Annotated in this window: 20 protein-coding genes; 4 read left to right on the plus strand and 16 right to left on the minus strand. The window is 45.6% G+C overall.

The genetic code is table 11. From position 1 onward, the window contains the following. Window position 1: 1 nt before the first annotated feature. The 6 genes from murC to NX903_RS14295 all read right to left on the minus strand — a co-directional run bounded on the left by murC (window position 2) and on the right by NX903_RS14295 (window position 6,482). On the minus strand, window positions 2-1,300 hold the full coding sequence (gene murC / locus NX903_RS14270; RefSeq protein ID WP_003229274.1) for a UDP-N-acetylmuramate--L-alanine ligase: 1,299 nt from the start codon (window positions 1,298-1,300) through the stop codon (window positions 2-4). Between the two features lie 249 nt (window positions 1,301-1,549). Further along, window positions 1,550-4,399: a DNA translocase SftA gene (sftA, locus tag NX903_RS14275; protein ID WP_144486737.1), complete on the minus strand. Its 2,850-nt coding sequence runs from the start codon at window positions 4,397-4,399 to the stop codon at window positions 1,550-1,552. Between the two features lie 159 nt (window positions 4,400-4,558). Further along, window positions 4,559-5,164 (minus strand): YtpR family tRNA-binding protein, encoded by a 606-nt coding sequence (ytpR, locus tag NX903_RS14280; RefSeq protein ID WP_003229269.1) that lies wholly within the window; start codon window positions 5,162-5,164, stop codon window positions 4,559-4,561. Window positions 5,165-5,179: 15 nt separating this feature from the next. Beyond that, window positions 5,180-5,989 (minus strand): DUF1444 domain-containing protein, encoded by an 810-nt coding sequence (locus NX903_RS14285; protein WP_009967991.1) that lies wholly within the window; start codon window positions 5,987-5,989, stop codon window positions 5,180-5,182. A 14-nt stretch (window positions 5,990-6,003) separates the two neighbouring features. Then, on the minus strand, window positions 6,004-6,327 hold the full coding sequence (locus tag NX903_RS14290) for a thioredoxin family protein (protein WP_003229265.1): 324 nt from the start codon (window positions 6,325-6,327) through the stop codon (window positions 6,004-6,006). A gap of 38 nt (window positions 6,328-6,365) precedes the next feature. After that, window positions 6,366-6,482 carry a hypothetical protein gene (locus NX903_RS14295; RefSeq protein ID WP_004399150.1) on the minus strand — a complete coding sequence of 39 codons (117 nt, stop codon included), beginning with the start codon at window positions 6,480-6,482 and terminating at the stop codon, window positions 6,366-6,368. A 79-nt stretch (window positions 6,483-6,561) separates the two neighbouring features. Here NX903_RS14295 and NX903_RS14300 point away from each other — a divergent pair, with 79 nt between their 5' ends. Further along, window positions 6,562-7,008: a YtoQ family protein gene (locus NX903_RS14300; RefSeq protein WP_003229263.1), complete on the plus strand. Its 447-nt coding sequence runs from the start codon at window positions 6,562-6,564 to the stop codon at window positions 7,006-7,008. 54 nt (window positions 7,009-7,062) lie between these two features. Here NX903_RS14300 and NX903_RS14305 read toward each other — a convergent pair whose 3' ends face one another. Further along, a complete protein-coding gene (locus tag NX903_RS14305) occupies window positions 7,063-8,136 on the minus strand; it encodes a M42 family metallopeptidase (RefSeq protein WP_015251442.1) in 1,074 nt (357 codons plus the stop codon). 158 nt (window positions 8,137-8,294) lie between these two features. Between NX903_RS14305 and NX903_RS14310 the strand changes: the two genes are divergently transcribed. Next, window positions 8,295-8,612 carry a PepSY domain-containing protein gene (locus NX903_RS14310; RefSeq protein ID WP_014477682.1) on the plus strand — a complete coding sequence of 106 codons (318 nt, stop codon included), beginning with the start codon at window positions 8,295-8,297 and terminating at the stop codon, window positions 8,610-8,612. A gap of 52 nt (window positions 8,613-8,664) precedes the next feature. Here NX903_RS14310 and NX903_RS14315 read toward each other — a convergent pair whose 3' ends face one another. The 3 genes from NX903_RS14315 to trmB all read right to left on the minus strand — a co-directional run bounded on the left by NX903_RS14315 (window position 8,665) and on the right by trmB (window position 12,004). Then, window positions 8,665-10,365, minus strand: coding sequence for an NAD-dependent malic enzyme (locus NX903_RS14315; protein ID WP_086344205.1), 1,701 nt, complete (start codon window positions 10,363-10,365; stop codon window positions 8,665-8,667). Between the two features lie 82 nt (window positions 10,366-10,447). Further along, on the minus strand, window positions 10,448-11,293 hold the full coding sequence (locus tag NX903_RS14320) for a YtnP family quorum-quenching lactonase (protein ID WP_024572201.1): 846 nt from the start codon (window positions 11,291-11,293) through the stop codon (window positions 10,448-10,450). A 69-nt stretch (window positions 11,294-11,362) separates the two neighbouring features. Continuing rightward, window positions 11,363-12,004, minus strand: coding sequence for a tRNA (guanosine(46)-N7)-methyltransferase TrmB (trmB, locus tag NX903_RS14325; RefSeq protein ID WP_004398646.1), 642 nt, complete (start codon window positions 12,002-12,004; stop codon window positions 11,363-11,365). Window positions 12,005-12,210: 206 nt separating this feature from the next. Here trmB and NX903_RS14330 point away from each other — a divergent pair, with 206 nt between their 5' ends. Further along, a complete protein-coding gene (locus tag NX903_RS14330) occupies window positions 12,211-12,489 on the plus strand; it encodes a YtzH-like family protein (protein WP_003237926.1) in 279 nt (92 codons plus the stop codon). Here NX903_RS14330 and NX903_RS14335 read toward each other — a convergent pair whose 3' ends face one another. The 5 genes from NX903_RS14335 to thpR all read right to left on the minus strand — a co-directional run bounded on the left by NX903_RS14335 (window position 12,490) and on the right by thpR (window position 18,118). Continuing rightward, window positions 12,490-13,287 carry a phosphotransferase family protein gene (locus tag NX903_RS14335; protein ID WP_009967993.1) on the minus strand — a complete coding sequence of 266 codons (798 nt, stop codon included), beginning with the start codon at window positions 13,285-13,287 and terminating at the stop codon, window positions 12,490-12,492. 179 nt (window positions 13,288-13,466) lie between these two features. Further along, complete coding sequence (gene pulA, locus NX903_RS14340; protein ID WP_086344206.1) at window positions 13,467-15,623, minus strand: type I pullulanase; 2,157 nt, start codon at window positions 15,621-15,623, stop codon at window positions 13,467-13,469. A 25-nt stretch (window positions 15,624-15,648) separates the two neighbouring features. Further along, window positions 15,649-16,578: a diacylglycerol kinase family lipid kinase gene (locus NX903_RS14345; protein WP_003229243.1), complete on the minus strand. Its 930-nt coding sequence runs from the start codon at window positions 16,576-16,578 to the stop codon at window positions 15,649-15,651. Window positions 16,579-16,626: 48 nt separating this feature from the next. Next, window positions 16,627-17,541, minus strand: coding sequence for a hypothetical protein (locus tag NX903_RS14350; RefSeq protein WP_086344207.1), 915 nt, complete (start codon window positions 17,539-17,541; stop codon window positions 16,627-16,629). 25 nt (window positions 17,542-17,566) lie between these two features. Then, complete coding sequence (gene thpR, locus NX903_RS14355) at window positions 17,567-18,118, minus strand: RNA 2',3'-cyclic phosphodiesterase (protein ID WP_029726422.1); 552 nt, start codon at window positions 18,116-18,118, stop codon at window positions 17,567-17,569. A gap of 148 nt (window positions 18,119-18,266) precedes the next feature. On the opposite strand from thpR, the gene cysK reads away from it, so the two are divergent. Beyond that, window positions 18,267-19,202, plus strand: coding sequence for a cysteine synthase A (gene cysK / locus NX903_RS14360; protein WP_003229237.1), 936 nt, complete (start codon window positions 18,267-18,269; stop codon window positions 19,200-19,202). A gap of 33 nt (window positions 19,203-19,235) precedes the next feature. Here cysK and pepV read toward each other — a convergent pair whose 3' ends face one another. Beyond that, entirely contained in the window at window positions 19,236-20,627 is a 1,392-nt protein-coding gene (gene pepV, locus NX903_RS14365) for a dipeptidase PepV (protein ID WP_086344208.1), read from the minus strand. Between the last annotated feature and the right edge of the window lie 89 nt (window positions 20,628-20,716).

The following is a 20,716-nucleotide window of genomic DNA, read 5'->3' on the forward strand; positions in this document are numbered from 1 at the left end:
ATTATGCCATGACGTTTTCGTAGGCTCTCATATATTTTTGGATATCTCCTGCTCCCATGAAGATGAGAACGGCTTTATCATGAGCTTTTAAAACAGATGTGTCATCTTCTTCAATCAGCTTGGCATTATGAATTTTTCCCTGGAGATCGCCGATCGTCAGCTTTCCGGCATTCTCACGGGCTGAGCCGAAAATATCGCATAAATACACACAGTCAGCGCCGCTCAGGCTTTCTGCAAATTCGTCAAGGAACTGCTGCGTCCGCGTAAATGTATGAGGCTGGAATACCGCGACAATTTCCCGATCAGGATATTTCTGTCTTGCCGCCTCAATTGTCACTTTTATTTCTGTCGGATGATGAGCATAGTCATCGATCAGCACTTGATCCCCAAGCTGCTTCTCATTGAATCTGCGTTTGACGCCCCCAAAGGATTTGAGAGCATGCTTAATGATGCTGGAATCAATTTCTTCATAATGGCATAACGCAATGACCGCCAATGAGTTTAATACATTGTGGTGGCCGTACGCAGGAATATAAAACGTATCATAGAACGTATTGCGGACAAAGACATCAAAAGTTGTCCCTTCCGTGCTTTTTACGATGTTTCTGGCTTGAAAATCATTTTCTTCCCCCGTGCCGTAATACACAACCGGGACGTTCGCATGGATTTTCGGCAGATGCTCATCGTCTCCGCAGGCAATAATGCCTTTGTTGACTTGAAGAGCCATCTCTTGGAAAGCGTCAAATACATCGTCAATGCTTGAGAAGTAATCAGGGTGATCAAAATCAATATTCGTCATAATCGCATAATCTGGCTGATAGCTTAAGAAATGGCGGCGGTATTCGCACGCTTCAAACACAAAGTATTCGCTGTTTTCATTTCCCTGGCCTGTTCCGTCTCCGATTAAGAAAGACGTCGGTTTTGCGTTTTGGATCACGTGAGCCAGCAGACCCGTAGTCGACGTTTTGCCGTGTGCGCCCGTAACGGCAACACTCGTGAATTTTTTCATGTAGTCGCCTAAAAACTTATGATAACGTATCACCGGAATTCCCTCAGACATCGCTTTTTCTATTTCAGGATGCGTGTCTGGGAATGCGTTTCCGGCGATGACTGTCATGCCGGGTTTAATATTTTCCGCGCTAAAAGGAAGAATCGTAATATTTCTTTTTTCAAGCGCTGTTTGCGTAAAAATAAATTTTTCGATATCCGATCCTTGGACAGTATATCCATTATCATGAAGTATTTGGGCAAGCGGACTCATACCGGTCCCTTTTATTCCAACAAAATGATAAACAGTCATAATTGTACCTCCAACAAACGTCTATCTGTTCCCCAGTATATGACGCTCATTTCAATTTGCGACCGCGGCGGCTGAAAAGCCTCCCTTAGCGGCGTATTTTATATGTTTTGTTATGTTTAGTATCAGGTTATTTCTTTCCGATTAAACCCAGATATCAAGATTTGTCTATGCACAGCTGCTGTAAAGCGGCATAGCTGTTAAATGCTCTAAACACTATCATACCATGTTTGGTGTGAAAATGAACCCATATTATTCGTTTATTAAATCACTTGCTGTGATCAGCACCTCTCGAGGCTTGCTTCCTTTTGCCTCAGAGATCATGCCTTCCGCTTCCATCATGTCGATCAGCCTTGCCGCACGATTGTAACCGATTCTGAATCTTCTTTGCAGGCTTGAAGTGCTCGCACTGTTTTGCTCTACAACAAACTCACACGCTTCGTAAAACAGTTCGTCCTCTTCTTTCAGGGCTGATCCTTGTCTTACGAGCTCTTCTTGTTCAAATAAATAGGTCGGCGGCATTTGGCTTCTGACGTGGGAAACGACGCGGTCGATTTCCCGGTCTGACACAAAGTTACCTTGCAGACGGACCGGTTTTCCCGATCCGTTTTCCAAAAAGAGCATATCCCCTTTTCCGAGAAGCTTTTCTGCACCGGCTATGTCAATAATTGTTCGGGAATCAACCTGGCTTGAGACAGAAAAGGCGATTCTCGTCGGGATATTCGCCTTAATCAGGCCTGTTATGACATCGACTGACGGACGCTGAGTTGCGACGAGAAGATGGATACCGCACGCTCTGGCTTTTTGGGCGATCCGCGCAATGCTTTCTTCCACATCGTTTGGAGCCACCATCATCAAATCTGCTAGCTCATCAATAATGACAACTAAATATGGCAGCTTTTCACCCATTTGGTGTTCAGCGGTTAATTGATTAAAGCGGTCAATGTCGCGGACACCTGAATGGGCAAAAAGCTCATAGCGGCGCTCCATTTCCTCAACAACCCATTTTAAAGCAGCGGTAGCCGCTTTGGCGTCAGTAATGACCGGGCTGACGAGGTGAGGAATTTTATTGTAAGGGGCCAGCTCTACCATTTTCGGATCAATCAGCAGCACCTTTACCTCACTCGGGTCAGCTTTATAAAGCAGGCTGACTAATATTGTATTGATGCATACGCTTTTTCCGGAGCCTGTAGCGCCGGCAATCAAGCCATGCGGCATTTTCTTCAAGTCGATAACAACAGGATTTCCTGAAATATCTAATCCCAGCGCAGCTGTGAGCGGTGACTTGCTTGTCCTGAAAGCTGAGCTGCGAATCATTTGGCGCAAATCAACCACCTTGCTCGTGCGGTTCGGCACTTCAATTCCGATCGTGTTTTTCCCCGGAATCGGCGCTTCAATCCGAATATCTCTCGCTGAGAGACTGAGTTTAATATCATCGGACAAGTTGGTGATTTTATTCACCTTTACACCCGGTTCAGGATGCACTTCAAATCTCGTGACAGACGGACCCTGGGTTACATGGACCACATTGGCGCGGACATTGAAGTTTTTCAAGGTCAAATCAAGAAGCTGACGCTGTTCTTCGATCCACGCAGCATCATCTTGAACCTGCGCTGGCGGGACATCAAGCAGTGCAACATTCGGAAATACATAGCTGCCGCGGCGCTCCTCTGCTTTTTGCTGTTTATGCGTATCTCTTTTCAGCATCATCACATTAAAAGGAACGGATGGCCCTTTTTGAGAAGATGCGCTTTGTTCGGTCCTTTTCGCCTGTACACCAGGCCTTTTTTTCGGCTCTTCTGAAGCTTCGCGAGGTTTGTCTGCGCGAATTCCCTGCCGGTTTTCAAGAGTTGCAGTAAACGATTTGGAACCCTGCTCCATGTGTTCAGTTTTCCCAAGCTCTGTATGGCTGTCTGGCTGAACATCTATCTTCGTTTCCTGAGCCTCTCTCAGGATGTCATAATGATTATTTATTATGCTGTCTGATGGCTCTTCTGATTCTTTTGCCACAGTTTCTGCTGGAGCCAGAGCCTCTGATGAATACTCATGATCAGTAAATAAAGGCTCTTCCTGACGAATGTCCATTTGTTCTTCTTGAACGAACGGGGACTCAGCACCTTCCGCCACGTTTTCATGATGATTGTATACTGGGCTGTCTGACGGCTCTTTTGCTTTTTCATCCTCAGATATTGCCTCTGTCTGAGATTCAGGAGCTGTTTGCTCTTCATCAAGTTCAGCGGAGAAAACAGGCTCTTCAAATGTCTCTGACTGCTGCTCCCTTTGTTCTTCCTCAGCCGTTGCAGGCTCTTCGCGGCCTACTTCACTGTCTGAAAGCCCTTCAGCCGCCGTATCTGTGAGCATCTCAGGCGGTGTTTGCTCTTCGGCATGTTCAGTTGGGAAGAAAGGCTCCTCTTTTTCCGGCTGTTGAACGCCTGACTCAAATGGCACTCTGTTACCTGACGGCTCGGCTGGCCGTTTCGCCAGCGCCTCATCATGCTCCGTATCCTTTCTGTTTAAAACGCCAGAAGGCTGTTTTTTAAATTGGGTATCCGGGAAGAAAGGACTTTCTTTTTTGTGTGTGTCTGAAGCAGGATAGCCGCGTTCACGTTCGATCTCTTCTGACAGCAGTGTTACCTTCTCTTTTACCGATTTATCCGGTTCGTTCAATGTTTCAGAAGGCTTTTTCGGCACATCCTTTTTAACAGATGGTTTTTGATTGAATCCATAGACAGGCGAAGGGATATTTGTCGGTTTAAACGGTTTCTTCGCCGGCTCTGCTGCTTGATATGTATGCTGCTCTTCTTCATTTCTGGGACGCTCTCTGTAAGGTGCAGCACTTGGACGAGGCGCGGATTTCGGTTCGTCCGATGGTGTGCGGCGCCTTCTCAGGTCATGATTTTTGTATCCGTCAGGCACGACTGGAAAACGGAATTTGCCTTTTGGATATTCATAATATATTTTAGGATCTTCCAATCTTTTTAATTGTCCTTCAGGATGATGTACTTCTTGTTGCTGCGGAATTTGAGCGGGTTTTGTCTCCCGTTCAGCATCCTCTTCGCTTTCGCCTAAAAACAAATCAAAAAATTTATGAAGCCAACTCATAATTTATCTCTAACTCCCTTATAGTTTTCTGGGACGGTTTTTAGTATACCACTGCTGGTCGGCCCAGAAAAGATTAAGCTATCAGCAGAAACAAAGCCGCTAAACAAGGGCTTAGCGGCTTTTCACATGATTCGTTTTTTTTGGCGGATTTATGGGAGTCTAAAACTGAAATGCGTCTCCCGCCTCATAGTCTCCTTCTAACACAAGGATTCCTTTTTCAGCAGGGGCATCCGGCAAATCAAGCTCTTTCGCTGAGCAGATCATCCCGCTTGACGGAACGCCGCGAAGCTCTGCATCCTTAATGACAAGTCCGCTAGGCATCACAGCACCGACTTTGGCAACGACAACTTTTTGGCCTTGGTCAACGTTAGGCGCGCCGCAGACGATCTGAAGCGTTTCTTCTCCTACGTTGACTTTACATACGCTTAATTTATCCGCATTCGGATGTTTTTCTTTTGACTCTACATACCCCACAACAAACTTCGGAGATAAATCAACGACTAATGTTTCTTCAACGCCGTTTCTGTTTAAAATCTCATTCACATCTTGCACGAATGTTTCTGAGAGCGCAACAGGGCCGTTTTCATCAATGGTCAAGTAAGAAGACGCGTTGAAAATGTTGAAGCCCGTTGTTTCTTTTGTTTCGTTATTGAAAATTTTGACGACGTCGCCGTGTTTTTCATAGCCTAATTGTTCGCGTGTCACATCTTGAAGAGAGATCAGGAGCGTGTCTCCCACACCTTCTTTATTATAAAAAGCGTTCATAAATAAAAATCCTTTCTAATCCTTTTTCGGACGGCTTTTCGCCAGGATAAACACCGGTTCCAGCTTTCCTTCATTGTACAAAAATGAAAGGGCGGTAATCGGGACGGTGCCGCCTGCAAAGAAGCTCATCGACATTTGTCCTAGAATATCATACCCCGATTCATTCCGGATGTCAGCAAGAATCAAAACGTCCTGATGAGGAACAGAGATCGCCAGCTCACCTTCTGCATGCTGCTTATATTCATTTAAGATCGCTTCGTTCAAAATCCGGCTTGCGTCGTATCCGTCGTTTGCCCTGAAGAAATAAAAGTAATTGCCGGCAACCGTATCCTCTTTGACAACCGTCGGCAGGGAACGGAGATTAAATGCGGCCGTCTCTCTGATCCTCTCTTTTGTCCAGTTTTCTTTCTCAAGCATGCGCTGGTCAATTAAACGGTAGGTTTTCCCGAGATCTAGCGCGTAATAAATTCTTGTCTCTGCGGTATGATCGTCATAAATGAGCGGGATATCTTCGCTGGACTTGTCCGGGAAGGAAGTCGAGCGGATGACCGGATAAATGCGAGTTTCTTTCCCGGTCATTTCCTGAGCCTTCCCTTCCATTGCCGTCATCGCTTCGGAGACATAGTACACGATCTCATCAATGGCTTCGTCTTTTTTCAGTTCCCATTTTGCAATAATCGGCGGCAAATCGAGCGTAATCCCTTTTTTAGTCGTTTGATCCTCAACACGGAGGGTGTCTTTTTCTCTGTCAAACAGAAAGGAGCGATTCTCGTGCTGAAGGCGCTGTTTCAGTATATCTGACAGCTTCCTTGAGGTCATTTTCAAACCGATGTCCTCCTTTACGCTTTAGCGAGAGAGTCTGTTAAAAACTGTTCAATTTCTTCTTTTGTTTTGCGGTCTTTGCTCACAAAACGATTTACTTCTTTTCCTTCATTAAACACCACAAAGCTTGGGATTCCGTAAATTTCCCACTCTGCACATGTATCAATGAATTTGTCACGGTCTACGTAGTAGTAGGTGAATTCAGGGAAATTCGCTTCCAGTTCAGGCAGGAAAGGCTCTACAAAACGGCAATCCGGGCACCAATCGGCTGAAAACATAAATACAGACCAATCATCCTTTACCGCTTTTTCCAGCTCTTGAGTTGATTCAATTTTTTTCATTTCATATCCCTCCAGTTGTTTATGTTCTTACATGTTTTTTATCGATACTCGTCCATTTGGATCATACCAAACTGCTTGAGGCAAAACCACTTATATGCAACGAATGAATATGTAAGATTGGCTTTCCCATTATCATTATCATATTTTATTTGCATTATCAAGCTCGTTTCGTTTAACATCGTGTACATGAGGGTGAAATTTACAGATGGATATACATAAGGAGGGATTTTTATTATGGAGTTTATCGTCTATTTAGCAGGAGAAATCCACAGCAATTGGCGCGAGGAAATTAAAGAAAAAACAAAATCACTGAAGCTCCCGATTACGTTTGTTGGCCCGATGGAGAATCATGACCGCTCAGACAATATTGGTGAAGAAATTATGGGCGTACAGCCAAATGCCGTTTTAAAGGATGACAAAGCCTCTGACATCAACAACTTCAGAACCGCCGTCCTGATGAATAAAGCAGACTTTGTGATCGCCCTGTTTGGCGAAAAGTACAAACAGTGGAACACGGCAATGGATGCATCATATGCGATCGCAAAAGGAAAACCCCTGATTATCATCCGGCCGGAATCGCTCCACCATCCTTTAAAAGAGCTTTCCAATAAAGCGAATATTACGGTTGAAACCGTTAACCAAGCCATTAAGGCCCTTTCCTATCTATTTGAAACAGAATAGGAAAAAAGCTTGTCGATCCGGGCTTACTGCTCGTTCAACAAGCTTTTATGAAACCTACATATTTTCTTTAATCGCATCCACTGTCTGCTTATCGCAGGCTGTTACAAGTTTGATGAGCATTTCTTTAGCAGCAGCATAATCATCAATATGAATGATAGAAGCGTTTGTATGAATATAGCGGGAACATATTCCGATAACCGCTGACGGCACACCGCTGTTCGAAATATGAACCTTGCCTGCGTCTGTTCCCCCGCCGGATACAAAATATTGATATGGAATATCATGCGTTTCAGCCATATCAAGAACGAATTCCCTCATTCCGCGATGCATGACTGTCGTTCTGTCAAGAATGCGCAGCAAAAAGCCTTTTCCAAGCTGGCCGAATTCATTTTTGTCTCCGCTCATATCGTTTGCCGGGCTGGCGTCAAGGGCGAAAAACAAGTCCGGTTTAATCATATGAGAAGCCGTCTGCGCGCCCCTTAGCCCTACTTCTTCCTGAACCGTTGCACCCGCATAGAGTGTATTCGGAAGCTCTTTACCGTGTAATTCCTTCAGAAGTTCAATGCTTAAGCCGCATCCATATCTGTTATCCCATGCTTTTGATAAAATTTTCTTTTCATTCGCCATCGTCGTAAACGGACAAACAGGCACGATCTGCTGTCCCGGTCTAATGCCGATTTTGATGGCGTCTTCCTTATCATCCGCTCCAATGTCGATCATCATGTTCTTGATATCCATCGGACGGTTTCGCTGCGCATCTGTCAATAAATGCGGCGGTATGCTTGAAATCACACCCGGAACCGGCCCGTTATCTGTTTGAATTTCAACCCGCTGCGCAAGCAAAACTTGGCTCCACCAGCCTCCGAGCGTCTGGAATCTGAGCAGCCCGTTGTCTGTAATGGATGTCACCATGAAGCCGACTTCGTCCATGTGCCCGGCTACCATAATTCTCGGTGCGTCCTCTGCGCCTCGTCTGACTCCGAAAACACTTCCCAGTCTGTCCTGAACGATGTCATCGGCATATTTGGCTAGCTCCTGCTTCATAAAAGCACGAACCTGATGCTCATTGCCCGGCGCGCCGGGAAGCTGCGTCAGTGTTTGGAAAAGCGCTTTCGTTTCTTGATTCATGTTTTCCCCTCATTTCTATGTAGTCCTTTTATTTTATTAGAAACAATGAAGTTTTCCAAGCACCCTGACCGAATCTGCTCGATCAGCCGCGTATTGCTTAACAGGATTTGGCTGTTTCTGTATAATGAAAAGTACGATCAACCAGGAGGTGCTTTATTTTGAAATTGCGTCATCTTCTTTTAGGAGCAGGACTTGGAATTTGTACGGCTGTCGTTGTGAAACAATATGTGATGAAGCCTTATATTTCTTCAGAAAAAGCGCTTCGAATTGTAAAGTCTGCTTTTAAGCAGCGGGGCCCGATTGACGGATCATGGATTTATACCCAGCCGGAGCCCTACAATATTAACGGAGAAACGGTACAGGTATACAAAACCGGCATTACACGATCAGCTTTCGGAGAATTAGAACAGTATGAAGTCATGGTGGATGCGAAAACGGGAGAAATTGTTGATGTCATTGATACAATCGCCTCTTAACACCGGACAAGCAAAAAATAGAAGCCGCTGCCTACGCAGCGGCTCTTTTTTATTATATCGCGCGAATCGGTTTGTATACCGGATACCACATCGCATCCTGCACTGCCTGTATAATGTCTTCAGGCTCTTCCGTAGCGACGCCTTCCTTCATTGCGGTTTTTGCAACTTCAACAGCAACGGTTGCCGAAACAGTGCGCAAATCTTCAACTTTTGGAAGCATCGGCGCGCCAGGCACCCCGACATTGACCATACCTGCGATTGCCCGGGCACATGCTTCAAACATGCCGTCGGTAATTAATTTTGATTTGGTAACAATCGTTCCAAGACCGAGACCAGGGAAGACAAGCGCGTTGTTTGCCTGCCCGATATGATACGTAACTCCGTTATATTCAACTGGCGGGAACGGGCTTCCTGTCGTGATCAGCGCACGGCCTTCTGTCCATTCGATTAAATCCTCCGGCTTTGCTTCAGAAAGAGTTGTCGGATTTGACATTGGCAAAATCGCCGGCCGTTTCACATGTGACGCCATTTCTTTTACAATTTCTTCAGTGAAAGCGCCGGAAACCGTAGATGTGCCGATCAGGATCGTGGGTTTTGCCTGCCGGACCACTTCAAGAAGATCAATGCCTCCGCCGTCTCCGTTCCGCTGATAATCCTTCACTTCTTCAGCCGAACGGGCATACGGCTTTTGGAAATCAAGAAGCTGATCCATATCATCTGTTAACAGCCCGTTTCTGTCTATGCACCAGAAGCGCTTGTATGATTCTTCTTCACTCAGTCCCTCGCGCACCAATGCTTCCCGCAGCTGTTCGGCAATTCCGATTCCTGCCGTTCCCGCTCCGAATATAACAACTCTGTGATCTCTCAGCGGAACTTTAGACGCTTTTGCACAGGATAAGACTGCGGCCAAAGAAACAGCGCCAGTTCCTTGGATATCATCATTGAAGGTACACACTTTATCTTTATAGCGTTTCAAAATGCTTCGCGCGTTTTTCGCCCCGAAATCCTCCCAATGCAGCAATGCATTCGGAAATGTTTCTCTCGCCAGCGCAACGTAGTCGTCAATAAATTGGTCATAACGTTCCCCGCGCACTCTGGAATGCTGGTTGCCGACATAAAGCGGGTCGTTCAAGAGGCTCTCCTGATTTGTCCCCGCATCTAAAACAACAGCCAGCACTCTGCTCGGATCAATGCCCGCAGCCGCTGTATAAACCGCCAGCTTGCCAATAGAAATCGCGATTCCTCCGACGCCCCAGTCACCGATTCCTAAAATTCCTTCCGCATCAGTTGCAACAATTAAATCAATCGTATCACTTTGATCTTTATACTGTTTAAATGCTTCTTTCATACCGTCCGGGTCATCGATTGACAGATAGAGCCCTCGTGGTTTTCTGTATTCATGGCTGTATCTCTGGATTGCCGTTCCGACTGTCGGTGTGTAGACAATCGGGAGCATTTCCCCTAAATGGTCATTTAACAGGCGGTAAAACAGCGTTTCATTCCGATCGTGCAGCGCCGTTAAATAGACATTTTTGCTTAAATCGTCAGGCTGTGCGGAATATTGTTCATACGCTCTTTTCGCCTGATCATCAATTGTTAATACCTTGGGCGGCAGAAAGCCTTTTAAACCAAGTTCTTTTCTTTCTTCCTCAGTAAAAGCAACACCTTTGTTCAAAAAAGGAACAGAGAGCACTTCAAGGCCTCTTAATGTTGTTTGAATGTCTCCTTCGTTTGTTACTCTGAATTGTTTCACCCTGCCTCTTCCTTTCTGAGCATAATTAGTACTAGGTTTGCATTATTAGCCGGAAAACATGCAGGGTAAACATAAAAATATGCTATTGCTTCATTCGCTTAACTGACTTTTTGATGCTTCCGTCCTCCTCCCATTGAAGGGCGCGATACTCGGCATCATGGTAAAAAATAAACCAAGCGTCTTTTTCTGCTGCGAACGCCTGCCATTTCTGCTTTTGCGGGATAGAGGTCATCGGATAATCATCGTAAGCCAGCACCCATAGCGGATTGCGGTGGGCATGTGTCGGCATCAGATCTGCCATATGTACGGCAGTTTCACCCGCATCCTCGCATATCAGGACGCTGTGTCCGTCGCTATGGCCTCCGGTGTGATGCATTGTAATACCCTCTGTGATCGTTAAGGTGTCTTCAAAGGTTTTGACTTGGCCAGCTACAGCCTCCCAATTTTCTTTCCAATACGTATTTTTCGACCTGATATTCGGATGGCGCATTTCGTCCCATTCAACAGCTGATGTATAAATCACTGCATTCGGAAAGACAGAGACGAGCCGTTCACCTTCATATTCCGTTAAACCGCATGCATGATCAAAATGAAGGTGTGTCATTGCGATCACATCTATATCGGCAACCGTTAATCCGAGTGCTGCTAATGATGGTTTCACATTCGACTCTTGTGTCACGCCATAGTTTCGTTTTTGTTTATCAGTCAGCTTGCCGTACCCAATTCCGGCGTCAACGATGATATTGAGCCCATCCTTTTGAATCAAAATAGGGTCTGTCCTTAGTTCAATCTGGTTTTTTTCATTGACTGGATATTTTTTAGACCATAGCGGCTTTGGAACGACGCCGAACATGGCGCCTCCGTCCATATGCGTCACGCCTCCGTCAAGCCAGGTCAACGTGATGTTTCCAATCTTCATTGTTTCCATTTTCATCCCCCCTGTCATCATGGTAGCAAACGGCCCATAAAAAAAACAGACTCCTGTCAGAGTCTGTCTTTACGTTCTCCATTCAACCTCAGCCCGATAGATCGGCTGGCCGAGTGCAGAGAATTTTTCTTCATATTCTGTCATAATATTGCCTTCGAGATTGCTGTTATGCAAATCGAGGCTGACGTATGTCAGCAGGAGGCCGTACTCAGAGAAGCTCTTCAAAGAGTACTCAAACAAACCTCGGTTGTCCGTTTTAAAATGAATCGATCCGCCTTTGCCCATTACTTCTTCATATTTTTTGAGGAAGTGGGAATATGTCAGGCGGCGTTTTTCATGCCGTTTCTTCGGCCAAGGATCAGAAAAGTTCAAGTAGACCCGTTTCACTTCCCCCGGCTCAAACACATCCGTCAGCGTGTCCGCATCTATATTCAGAAGCTTTACATTCTGCGCTTCGCTGTCTTTTACTTTTTGGACGGCTGTCACGATGACGCTTTTAAATAACTCAATACCAATATAATTGATGTCGGGATTTTGTTTGGCCATACCAGAAATAAATTGGCCTTTTCCTGTACCAACCTCGATATGGATCGGATTGTCGTTGCCAAACACTGTGTTCCATTTCCCTTTATAATCAGCAGGATTGCTGATGGCAATATCTGCGTTTTCAGCCAAAAAGTCATCAGCCCAAGGCTTGTGGCGCATTCTCATATGATTGACACCTCTATCTATTATTTCGACTAACAACATACCATGAATTAAAAAGACCCGCAAGCTCGTTTTTCCAGTGTATCTCTCTTAAGGCCGAGCGCATAAAAAAAGAGGGTCCCGTCTGCTGGAACACTCCTTTCACATGTATAAAAACGCTCTGTTTTGAACAATTTAACCCGTATGATACTGAAGGGATGTGTACCGTTATGGGTTTACATTATGAGCATCAAGTTCATTTATTGAAGGATATCTTGACTGACCATCAATTGGACTGCTGCGGAACAGTCGCAGAGTACGAGCAGCTTGAGCGTGTGATTAAATCACTGATGGCAAACACCGAGCTTGATTCAAATTTCAAAAACGTGCTTGAAGATGTTTACCGCTACAGCCAATCAGGAATATCGTCCAAATCCATCGACTCACACATACAAGAGCATCAGAACAGCCTGTCTCAATGGGTAGAGCAAATGGATTCGTATTCCTGATTAATCAACAATTCGTTTCATGAGGATATGCAGCTCTTCCATTGCATCATGAAATTCCTTGTCATTGCCTTTTGCTTTATGCCAGGCAATGAAAGTAATTGTTTCAGATAACACATACCAAGCCATTCGCAACCGAAGGCTTTCTGTCAGCTCTATGCCGTACATGCTCAGCCAGCTCTCCCAAGCTGGCTTTTCGACGTAGTGGTACAGCAAAGGCCCGAGGTCCATCGCCGGATCAGCGATCATGGCGCCGTCCCAGTCAATTAAATACAGCTGGTTGTCTTCAGACAATAGCCAGTTATTATGATTGACATCACAATGGCAAACGACTTTCTCACCGAAATGCACTTCATGCAGGTGTTCTTCCAAATACTTGATCCCTTCTTGAATCAGCGGCGAAGATTGCTGCACAGCAAATACAGCCTGCTTCAGCTGAGACAAAAGAGCCCCCGGGTTCAGCGGTTCTTTTCCAAGTCTCTTCAGCATGTCCAGCAAGGCTTTTGATGTGTGTATTTTACGAAGCAATTCAGCAACGGGCCTTCCGCTCATGTCTTTAGGCTTCAGCTCTCTGCCGGTCATCCAGTGCTGGGCCGTAATGACGTCCCCATTTTCCATCCGTTTTGTCCAAACCAGCTTCGGAACAATGCCTTCGGCGGATAAAACAGCTAAAAAAGGTGAGCTATTACGTTTTAAAAAAAGCTGCTGCCCGTTATGTTTCGCATAATATGCATCTCCTGTAGCTCCTCCGGCGGGGAAGATCTCCCAATCGCTACCTAGTAATTGTCCCAACCAGTTCATATCAATGTTCAACCCATCATTTCTTAAAATATTTTAGAATTAAGGCTAATCGTCTCTAGTCTATCCAGCGAATGCCTTTTTCGTACGAATCGTATAAAAATAAAAAAGACAGCTATTGAGAGTCTCATATGCTAATCAATAGCCGTCCTTTAAATTTTAGCGCTATAGCACAAACTTCGTCAAGCAAAACTCTTAAGATCTGATGCTAAATATAAGATAACCGTTCCGATGCCGTTTACTGCAACCGTTTTCTTGATTTCTGTTGGGTCTTCCTGAAATCCTGATGGATCACATAAAAGCCGATAAGGTATGTCGTTTGGCAGCCTCCACTCGACGGAGTCTGGACTCGCGTGATGGATAACAATGATATCTTTCCATTCGTCAACCTCGTCAAGATCATAAAGCCTGTATGCGATAAGGTGTTCTTTTAGCGTCAAGCATTCAAGATGGCGCTGGATGTCTGCAGCGGACCTAAGACGGAATGCAGGATGCGCTTTTCTCAGCGAGATCAGCCTGCGGATATAGTGAACATCTTCTTTGAATGTTTCACGGCGATCCCAGTCGAGCTGGTTGATGCTGTCACTGGATTGATAGCTGTTTTCCACTCCCTGCTTCGTCCGGAAAAATTCCTGGCCGCTGTGAATAAACGGCACCCCTTGGGCAAGCAAAATAATCGCGGCTGCAAGCCTTTGCCTGCTTCGCTTTCGGCTGTCATTTTCTTGAGGAAGCGCGAAGCTCATTTTATCCCAAAAGGTGTGATTGTCGTGTGATTCGACATAATTGATGGACTGGCTTGGTTCCGGAACAATCGGTGCTAATGCCTTCCATCCGGAAGACCCGGCAATTCCATGCATCACAGCTTGTGCTGATTCACTGCTGCCGAGCGCAAACCCTGCTGCCATAAGGTGAAAGGTGTTCCCTTTTACAGCGTCACGAAACATATCATTAAAAAAACCGATGCCCGGCATTCTTGGCGCGTTCGCCAAAGCAGCTTTCTGTTCATGCGGCAGCGGTGTAGACAGATCCCACCCTTCTCCAAAAAGCAGGATTCCGGGCTTTGCCTTAGTTGCTTTCTCTTTCATATAAAGCACGGTGTCAATATCTAAAATCCCGAGGAGATCAAAGCGGAAGCCGTCGGCATTGTATTCTTCAAGCCAATAGACCACGCAATCCGCAATGAATTTTCTTGCCATCCTTCTTTCTGATGCAATATCATTGCCAACGCCGGTGCCGTTTGACGGCATCCCACATTCGTCGTGCCGGAAAAAATAACCTGGCACTGTCTTTTCAAAGGGGGAATTCTCCCTCTTATACACATGGTTAAAAACAACATCCAGAATGACTCGCAGACCGTGCTGATGCAGGGTATTGATCATTTGTTTCAGCTCTGTTTTTCTCGTTTGAGGATCATGAGGGTTTGAGGCATAGCTTCCCTCCGGGGCAAAGAAATGAAGCGGGTTATATCCCCAATTGTATGCATCAAGCGGCTTCTCTTCATCAACTCCGGCAAAATCATTCACCGGCAGAAGCTCCACATGTGTAACACCAAGCTCTTTTACATACGCTAGTCCCGAAGAACTGCCATTTGCGGTTTGTGTATCAGTTTCCGTCAGCGCTAAGTATTTTCCCTTGTTTATCATGCCGCTGTTTTCATGGATGGAGAAGTCACGAAGATGCGTCTCATAGATGACGGCATCCACAGGGTGTGAGAATGGTTTAAGAGGAGCAGTCCATTTCATTTGATCCGGGCGCAAGACGACGCCCTTCTCTCCATTTACAGTCACAGCCTTGGCATACGGGTCAACGGTTTCCATCCATTCTGAATTGTTGCAGATGCAAAACAAATACTCATATCCGTGAAGGTCACCTGTGACCGTAACGGCATAGACGCCTTTTTCCATCCGAGTCATTTGGAATGTGCGCCCGCTTTTATTGGGGTGTGAAAGCTTGACAGCAGCTGAGGTTGCAGCAGGCGCCCATACTTTAAATACGGTATGATCCGCGGTATAAACGGCGCCCAGCTCTCCGTCATAATAAAATTCGTCATCAAACGCTGCCGTCCGGATGACCGCGCCAATTTGGAGATCCGTTTTGTGGCCGCTGGATGCTCTGACGCAATGGATTTTTCCAAATGTCACAGGATGGTCGGATACGCAGACGTACTTGTATTTTGCTTCAAGGGAGTATTCCTCCCTGACAGCCAGAGGAAAATCTGTTATTTCTGTCTCAAGCCGAAACGGCGGTGTCATGATTTCCTTTTGTTCAGCAGGAATCAGAACAGTAATGATATTCATGTCATCGACATACGCTTCGAAGCTGCGGCGGATGCTGACCATCGGAAGCTCTCTCCTCCAAACACGTTTATGTTTTGATTCTTAGGGGTGAAGGACTAGATGCCAGACGAAACGGGGTAGTGCCCATGATTTCTCCGTCAGCATGGAACGGGATTTTGTCCTTCGTGTAAAATGTAATGTCCTTCGCTTTAAACATCGTAACGCCATCCATCTTTGTATGTTTTCCAAATGCCATGAGACATAAAAGCCAATATTTTTTCAAAAACGGCTGGTTTTCAACGATTACGATATCAAATGTCTTCTCGCGCGGATTTGCTAGGGGCGCCGCCTTCATGCCTCCCCCGTAAAACGGATGGTTGGATACAACGGCAAACCAGACATCATGAAATTCGCGCGTCTCGTCTTCCGTCGTACAAGCTAACGTAAACGGCTTAAAGGTTGCCGAAGCGTGCAAATGAGAAAGCGGATACACAAGAAATCGAAGGCGGAGAAAAAGAAAAACCCGTCTCAACGGAAATTCCATCGCCTTTTTATTGACATATGCGTCAAACCCGATCCCGATATGATTCATAAAATAAAGAATCTGTGATTTATCCTGAAGGAAATTGACGCTCCCTAAATGAAAGGTTCTTGTTAACGGGCGCTTTACCTTCTTGATTTCCTGTATCAGATCGATTTTTTTAATAGAGAACCCTCGCGAAAAATCATTATACGCGCCCGCCGGCACAAAGCTCAGCTCAATATCGTCAACATCTTTCAGCCCGTTGACAACTTCATGCATGGTTCCGTCTCCGCCAATGACGATCAGGCGCTTCAGCTTATATTCCTGTATCGTTGAAATCTGTCTGGCGAGCACCTCGGCGTGTCCCGGATGTTCAGTTAAAAATGAACGGTGCTCAACCTTTCGTTTGATCAATTCTTTTTGAATGGACTTCCAAACACGCAGGCCGTTTCGATGTCCTGCTGTCGGATTAATAATAAAAAACCAATGGCTCATCTTTCTCACCTGCTTATGTTATGAGAAAACCGCTCAAATCGTTCTCTTTTACTCCAGCCACTCCTGTCTGCGATAGGAGTCAGACATGCAGTAAGACAATAGAGCCTTTGCAGCCTTTACCTGATGATGTTTGATCGGAGCAGTGTTTTTCTTCTGCCGCTCAATCCATTCTTCCGCGCTCCGCTTATCCGCTATTTCTAAGCCGTATGGCGGCTCCGGGTAATCGATGTACGACGTTCTGCTCAGAAGCAATTTTCGAACCGGAATCTCAGCCTGTTTTTCCTTTACGATCTTTGACACAACCGAGTCCGTACGAAACAGGCTAAGCCCTGGATTTAACACTGATGCAGTCTGAGAGGCTGTTTTCTTGTCCCAAAAACGATTTTTAGACCCTATGTAGACACTGTCTTCCTCAGCCTCTAAAAAAGAAACGCAATAAATTTCCAGAGGAGAAATAATCACAATGCTTAATTCAACCGCCGCATGCTGAATTTTCAGCACAGGCTTATACATAATAAAATAAGAATCAGGCAGCTGCTGGGTCAGATAACGCAAAATGCGGTCCTGCTTCACTTGGTTTGAGAGTTGAGATATTTCTGAAAGAGTAGAGCTTGCCCATTTGAGCTGAAAATCATATAAATGCCTTTTATAAAAAGAAGCAAGCGCCACCCTGCTCTTCGGGAGCCTTACATGAATATCTTCTTCGTCCTCAAACCATTGGTGTCTCTCTTCTTGTATATCGGCTTTTATCTCTTCTTTTCTTCTTTTCAATGAAAATTTTTTTCGTTTCTGCACCGGTTCCGGTTCTTCAGCACTGGCTTGCCTTTCTTCATGCTGGCGCTCCGCTGCTTCTACTAGTGAAAGCCAGCGCTCTTTTTTCAGACGTACAAACTGGTTGATATAATGGTACGGATCAAGCTCATATCTCGATATATAATCATGAATTTTGATGATTTGTGCCATGTTTGTTTCTCCACTCCGCAATGAATTAAGATAATTGAAATTTGAATATTTCCTCGTATTTTGGTGATTGGTTCAAGTGTATTTGAAAGAGCGAAAATCGTTCAGCCATCATCGAAACCTCGCCGCTTTCAAACGGAACATGAGCTGGAAATCCATTTTCGCCTGTCCATTTTCTTGCCAGCGTCATATGAGGATGATACGGTCTTTTTTCCACTTGAAAGCCGGCCTGAAGGACAGCCTGCTTCGTATGTTCCCGCAGTCTATCAAGCGTTTTGTTTTTCTTTGGCTCCAGATGTAAAACGCGCGGCCTTCTGCGGTCGCCGAATACATCTATCTTGTCAAACTCAATTGAAAATGGGTCAATTTCTGAAGCAATCTCTGCTAGCGAACCTTCAAGCTTCTTTATTTGTGTCTCATCCGCCGCTCCGAGAAAAATTAACGTGATATGATAGTCAAGCGGGTGCACCCATTTTTGAAACGTCAATACCGGTTCGTTTTTCGCAGCCTGGTAGATCGGATTTGCAATTCCCTCAGGTATGGGAACGCCGATGAAATAATGAGGCCGTATATCTGGCATCCGTCTGACACTCCCTTCTTTGACAGCTATTATTTTATCAATAAAGAGGCTGTGCGGATAGAGGAACAGTGTATGAAAACACTCTCGCACAAACGTTTATTATGTTAGGATATTATATGACACTTGTTTTATTCAGAAAGGAATGACAATGTTGAAAATCGTTGCAAACACAGCTGATCTGATAGGAGATACACCGCTAGTGAGATTGAATCGGCTTCAGCCGGAAAATGCGGCACAAGTCTATTTAAAGCTTGAATTTTTCAATCCGAGCGGCAGTGTGAAAGACAGAGCCGCTTATCAAATGATCATAGAAGCTGAACAAAACGGTTTACTCAAGCCGGGATCAGTTATTATAGAGCCGACAAGCGGAAATACCGGCATCGGGCTCGCCATGAATGCGGCAGCACGCGGATATAAAGCAATTTTAGTTATGCCTGATACAATGACGAAGGAACGGATCAACCTGCTTAAAGCTTACGGCGCAGAGGTTGTATTAACTCCCGGAGAGGAAAGAATGCCGGGCAGCATCAAAAAAGCGAAGGAGCTTGCCGAACAAATTCCGAACAGCTATATTCCAATGCAGTTCGATAACACTGCCAATCCTGATGCGCACCGGAAAACAACAGCGCCTGAAATCGCCCGGGCAATAGAGGAAATCGGAAAACCGCTCGGCGCTTTTGTCGCCTCCTCTGGAACGGGCGGAACCATTACCGGAACAGGTGAGGCGCTCAAAGAGCTTTTTCCGGATATCACGGTTCATGTTGTTGAGCCAGCGGGTTCGCCTGTATTATCCGGCGGAAAACCTGGCGCGCATAAACTTGTAGGAACGAGCCCAGGCTTTATACCGCCGATTTTAAATGAAGACGTTTATGATGAAATTATCAAAATCTCTGATGAAGACGCGTATACGACGACAAGACGGCTTGCTGCTGAAGAAGGAATTCTTGTCGGTCCTTCATCAGGCGCTGCCTGCTTCGCGGCAATCGAAACAGCGAAACGCCTCTCTCCTGACAAAGTTGTGGTCTGCATGACAGCTGATACAGGAGAACGGTACTTATCAACTGATTTATGGTCATTTATTTAAAAAAAGGACTGGCTTCAGCAGAAGCCGGTCCTTTTATTTTGCAAGCTCGTAAATGGCCTGAGCATATAACGCTGTCGATCTCAGCAGGTCATCAATTTCGATATATTCATCCTTTTGGTGTGCGCTGTCAGGGCGTCCGGGGAACAGCGGGCCGAACGCGACACCGGCTTTTAAGGATCTCGCATATGTCCCCCCGCCGATTGAGATTAAGTCAGCTTTTTTACCCAGCTGGCCTTCATAAACCTTTTGCAGGGTTTTGACTAACGGATGATCTGCGGACACGTGATGCGGCTTGCTGTCTTTGAATTCTCCCAGCTCAAATTCAGATGCGCTTTCGAATGTATCGCGGATCACTTTGCTTTCTGCTGTCACAGGATAGCGGATATTGATCCCGAGCTCGCCTCCTTGCCCTTCTTTATAGCGCAGTGTTCCGACATTTAATGTCAGCTCTCCGCTGATTTCATCCTCACAGTCGATGTCCAGTTTTTTTCCTCTTGTATCACCTGAGAACTTATCTGTCACAACTTGCACAAACCGCTTTCCTGCATCGTCAAGCTCAGTCTGCTGGAGAAATTCGCACAATAAAATGCCGGCATTGATCCCATTGTTCGGTTCCATCGCATGGCAGGAAAGACCGTACATACGCAAAATGAGCTGTCCGTTCTCTATTGCAGCTTCCCCTTTTTGGTCCGTCGTGCGGAGCATGTCTTTAAATGAAGACATAATCTCTTCTTTTTTCAGCCCTTCAATGACAGCTTCCGCAGCGTCAGGCACCATGTTTAAGCGAAGGCCTGATTGAAACGAGACAAGCACTGCCTTTGGTTCTGCTTGATTTGGGCGGTGCGGAATAAGTAAAGAAGCATCGATGATCCCTTTTTCCGCATTAATGATCGGAAAATCGGCGTCAGGCGCAAAGCCCATTGTTGGCATTTCTTCATGCTTGAAATAATGCTCTACGCATCTCCAATCACTTTCTTCATCTGTTCCGATAATCATTCTGACTCGCTTGGACAGGGGCAAATTCATGTCTTTCACGATTTTCAGCGCGTAGAATGCCGCCATTGTCGGGCCTTTGTCATCAATGGCGCCCCTTGCATAAATCCGTCCGTTGCGGATTTCAGCTGAAAATGGATCACTCGTCCACCCATCTCCCGGCGGCACGACGTCAACATGGCAAAGTACGCCGATAATGTCATCGCCCTCCCCCCATTCAATATGACCTGCGAAGCCGTCAAGATTTTTTGTTGTAAAGCCTTCTTTTTCTCCAAGCTCCAGCAATGAAGTCAGGCTGGCATTTACCCCTTCTCCAAACGGTTTACCGGGTCCGGCGGTTGTTTCGTCCATGACACTGTTGATTCTCAAAAATTCCTGTGTATCACGAATTAAATCCTCTTTTTTTCTGATTACTTCAACTTCCCAGTTCATAATGATCCCCTTTCCGCAAGAAATGACTTGCAAAAACCAAATAAAACGAATAATATTAATGGTGTTTTGTTAAAACGTTCGTAATTGGA

The sequence above is a fragment of the Bacillus sp. FSL R5-0576 genome (assembly GCF_038004765.1).
In the GTDB taxonomy this organism is placed as follows: domain Bacteria; phylum Bacillota; class Bacilli; order Bacillales; family Bacillaceae; genus Bacillus; species Bacillus subtilis.

Bases quoted from the DNA above. Each gene is read 5' to 3' on its own strand.
- NX903_RS14320 (WP_024572201.1), bottom strand. From the start codon at position 11,293: ATGGAAACAATGAAGATTGGAAACATCACGTTGACCTGGCTTGACGGA.
- NX903_RS14335 (WP_009967993.1), bottom strand. From the start codon at position 13,287: ATGAACTGGTTGGGACAATTACTAGGTAGCGATTGGGAGATCTTCCCC.
- sftA (WP_144486737.1), bottom strand. From the start codon at position 4,399: ATGAGTTGGCTTCATAAATTTTTTGATTTGTTTTTAGGCGAAAGCGAA.
- NX903_RS14305 (WP_015251442.1), bottom strand. From the start codon at position 8,136: ATGAATCAAGAAACGAAAGCGCTTTTCCAAACACTGACGCAGCTTCCC.
- NX903_RS14295 (WP_004399150.1), bottom strand. From the start codon at position 6,482: ATGCAAATAAAATATGATAATGATAATGGGAAAGCCAATCTTACATAT.
- cysK (WP_003229237.1), top strand. From the start codon at position 18,267: ATGTTGAAAATCGTTGCAAACACAGCTGATCTGATAGGAGATACACCG.
- NX903_RS14350 (WP_086344207.1), bottom strand. From the start codon at position 17,541: ATGGCACAAATCATCAAAATTCATGATTATATATCGAGATATGAGCTT.
- pulA (WP_086344206.1), bottom strand. From the start codon at position 15,623: ATGGTCAGCATCCGCCGCAGCTTCGAAGCGTATGTCGATGACATGAAT.
- NX903_RS14345 (WP_003229243.1), bottom strand. From the start codon at position 16,578: ATGAGCCATTGGTTTTTTATTATTAATCCGACAGCAGGACATCGAAAC.
- murC (WP_003229274.1), bottom strand. From the start codon at position 1,300: ATGACTGTTTATCATTTTGTTGGAATAAAAGGGACCGGTATGAGTCCG.
- NX903_RS14290 (WP_003229265.1), bottom strand. From the start codon at position 6,327: ATGAAAAAAATTGAATCAACTCAAGAGCTGGAAAAAGCGGTAAAGGAT.
- trmB (WP_004398646.1), bottom strand. From the start codon at position 12,004: ATGAGAATGCGCCACAAGCCTTGGGCTGATGACTTTTTGGCTGAAAAC.
- NX903_RS14330 (WP_003237926.1), top strand. From the start codon at position 12,211: ATGGGTTTACATTATGAGCATCAAGTTCATTTATTGAAGGATATCTTG.
- pepV (WP_086344208.1), bottom strand. From the start codon at position 20,627: ATGAACTGGGAAGTTGAAGTAATCAGAAAAAAAGAGGATTTAATTCGT.
- ytpR (WP_003229269.1), bottom strand. From the start codon at position 5,164: ATGAACGCTTTTTATAATAAAGAAGGTGTGGGAGACACGCTCCTGATC.
- thpR (WP_029726422.1), bottom strand. From the start codon at position 18,118: ATGCCAGATATACGGCCTCATTATTTCATCGGCGTTCCCATACCTGAG.
- NX903_RS14300 (WP_003229263.1), top strand. From the start codon at position 6,562: ATGGAGTTTATCGTCTATTTAGCAGGAGAAATCCACAGCAATTGGCGC.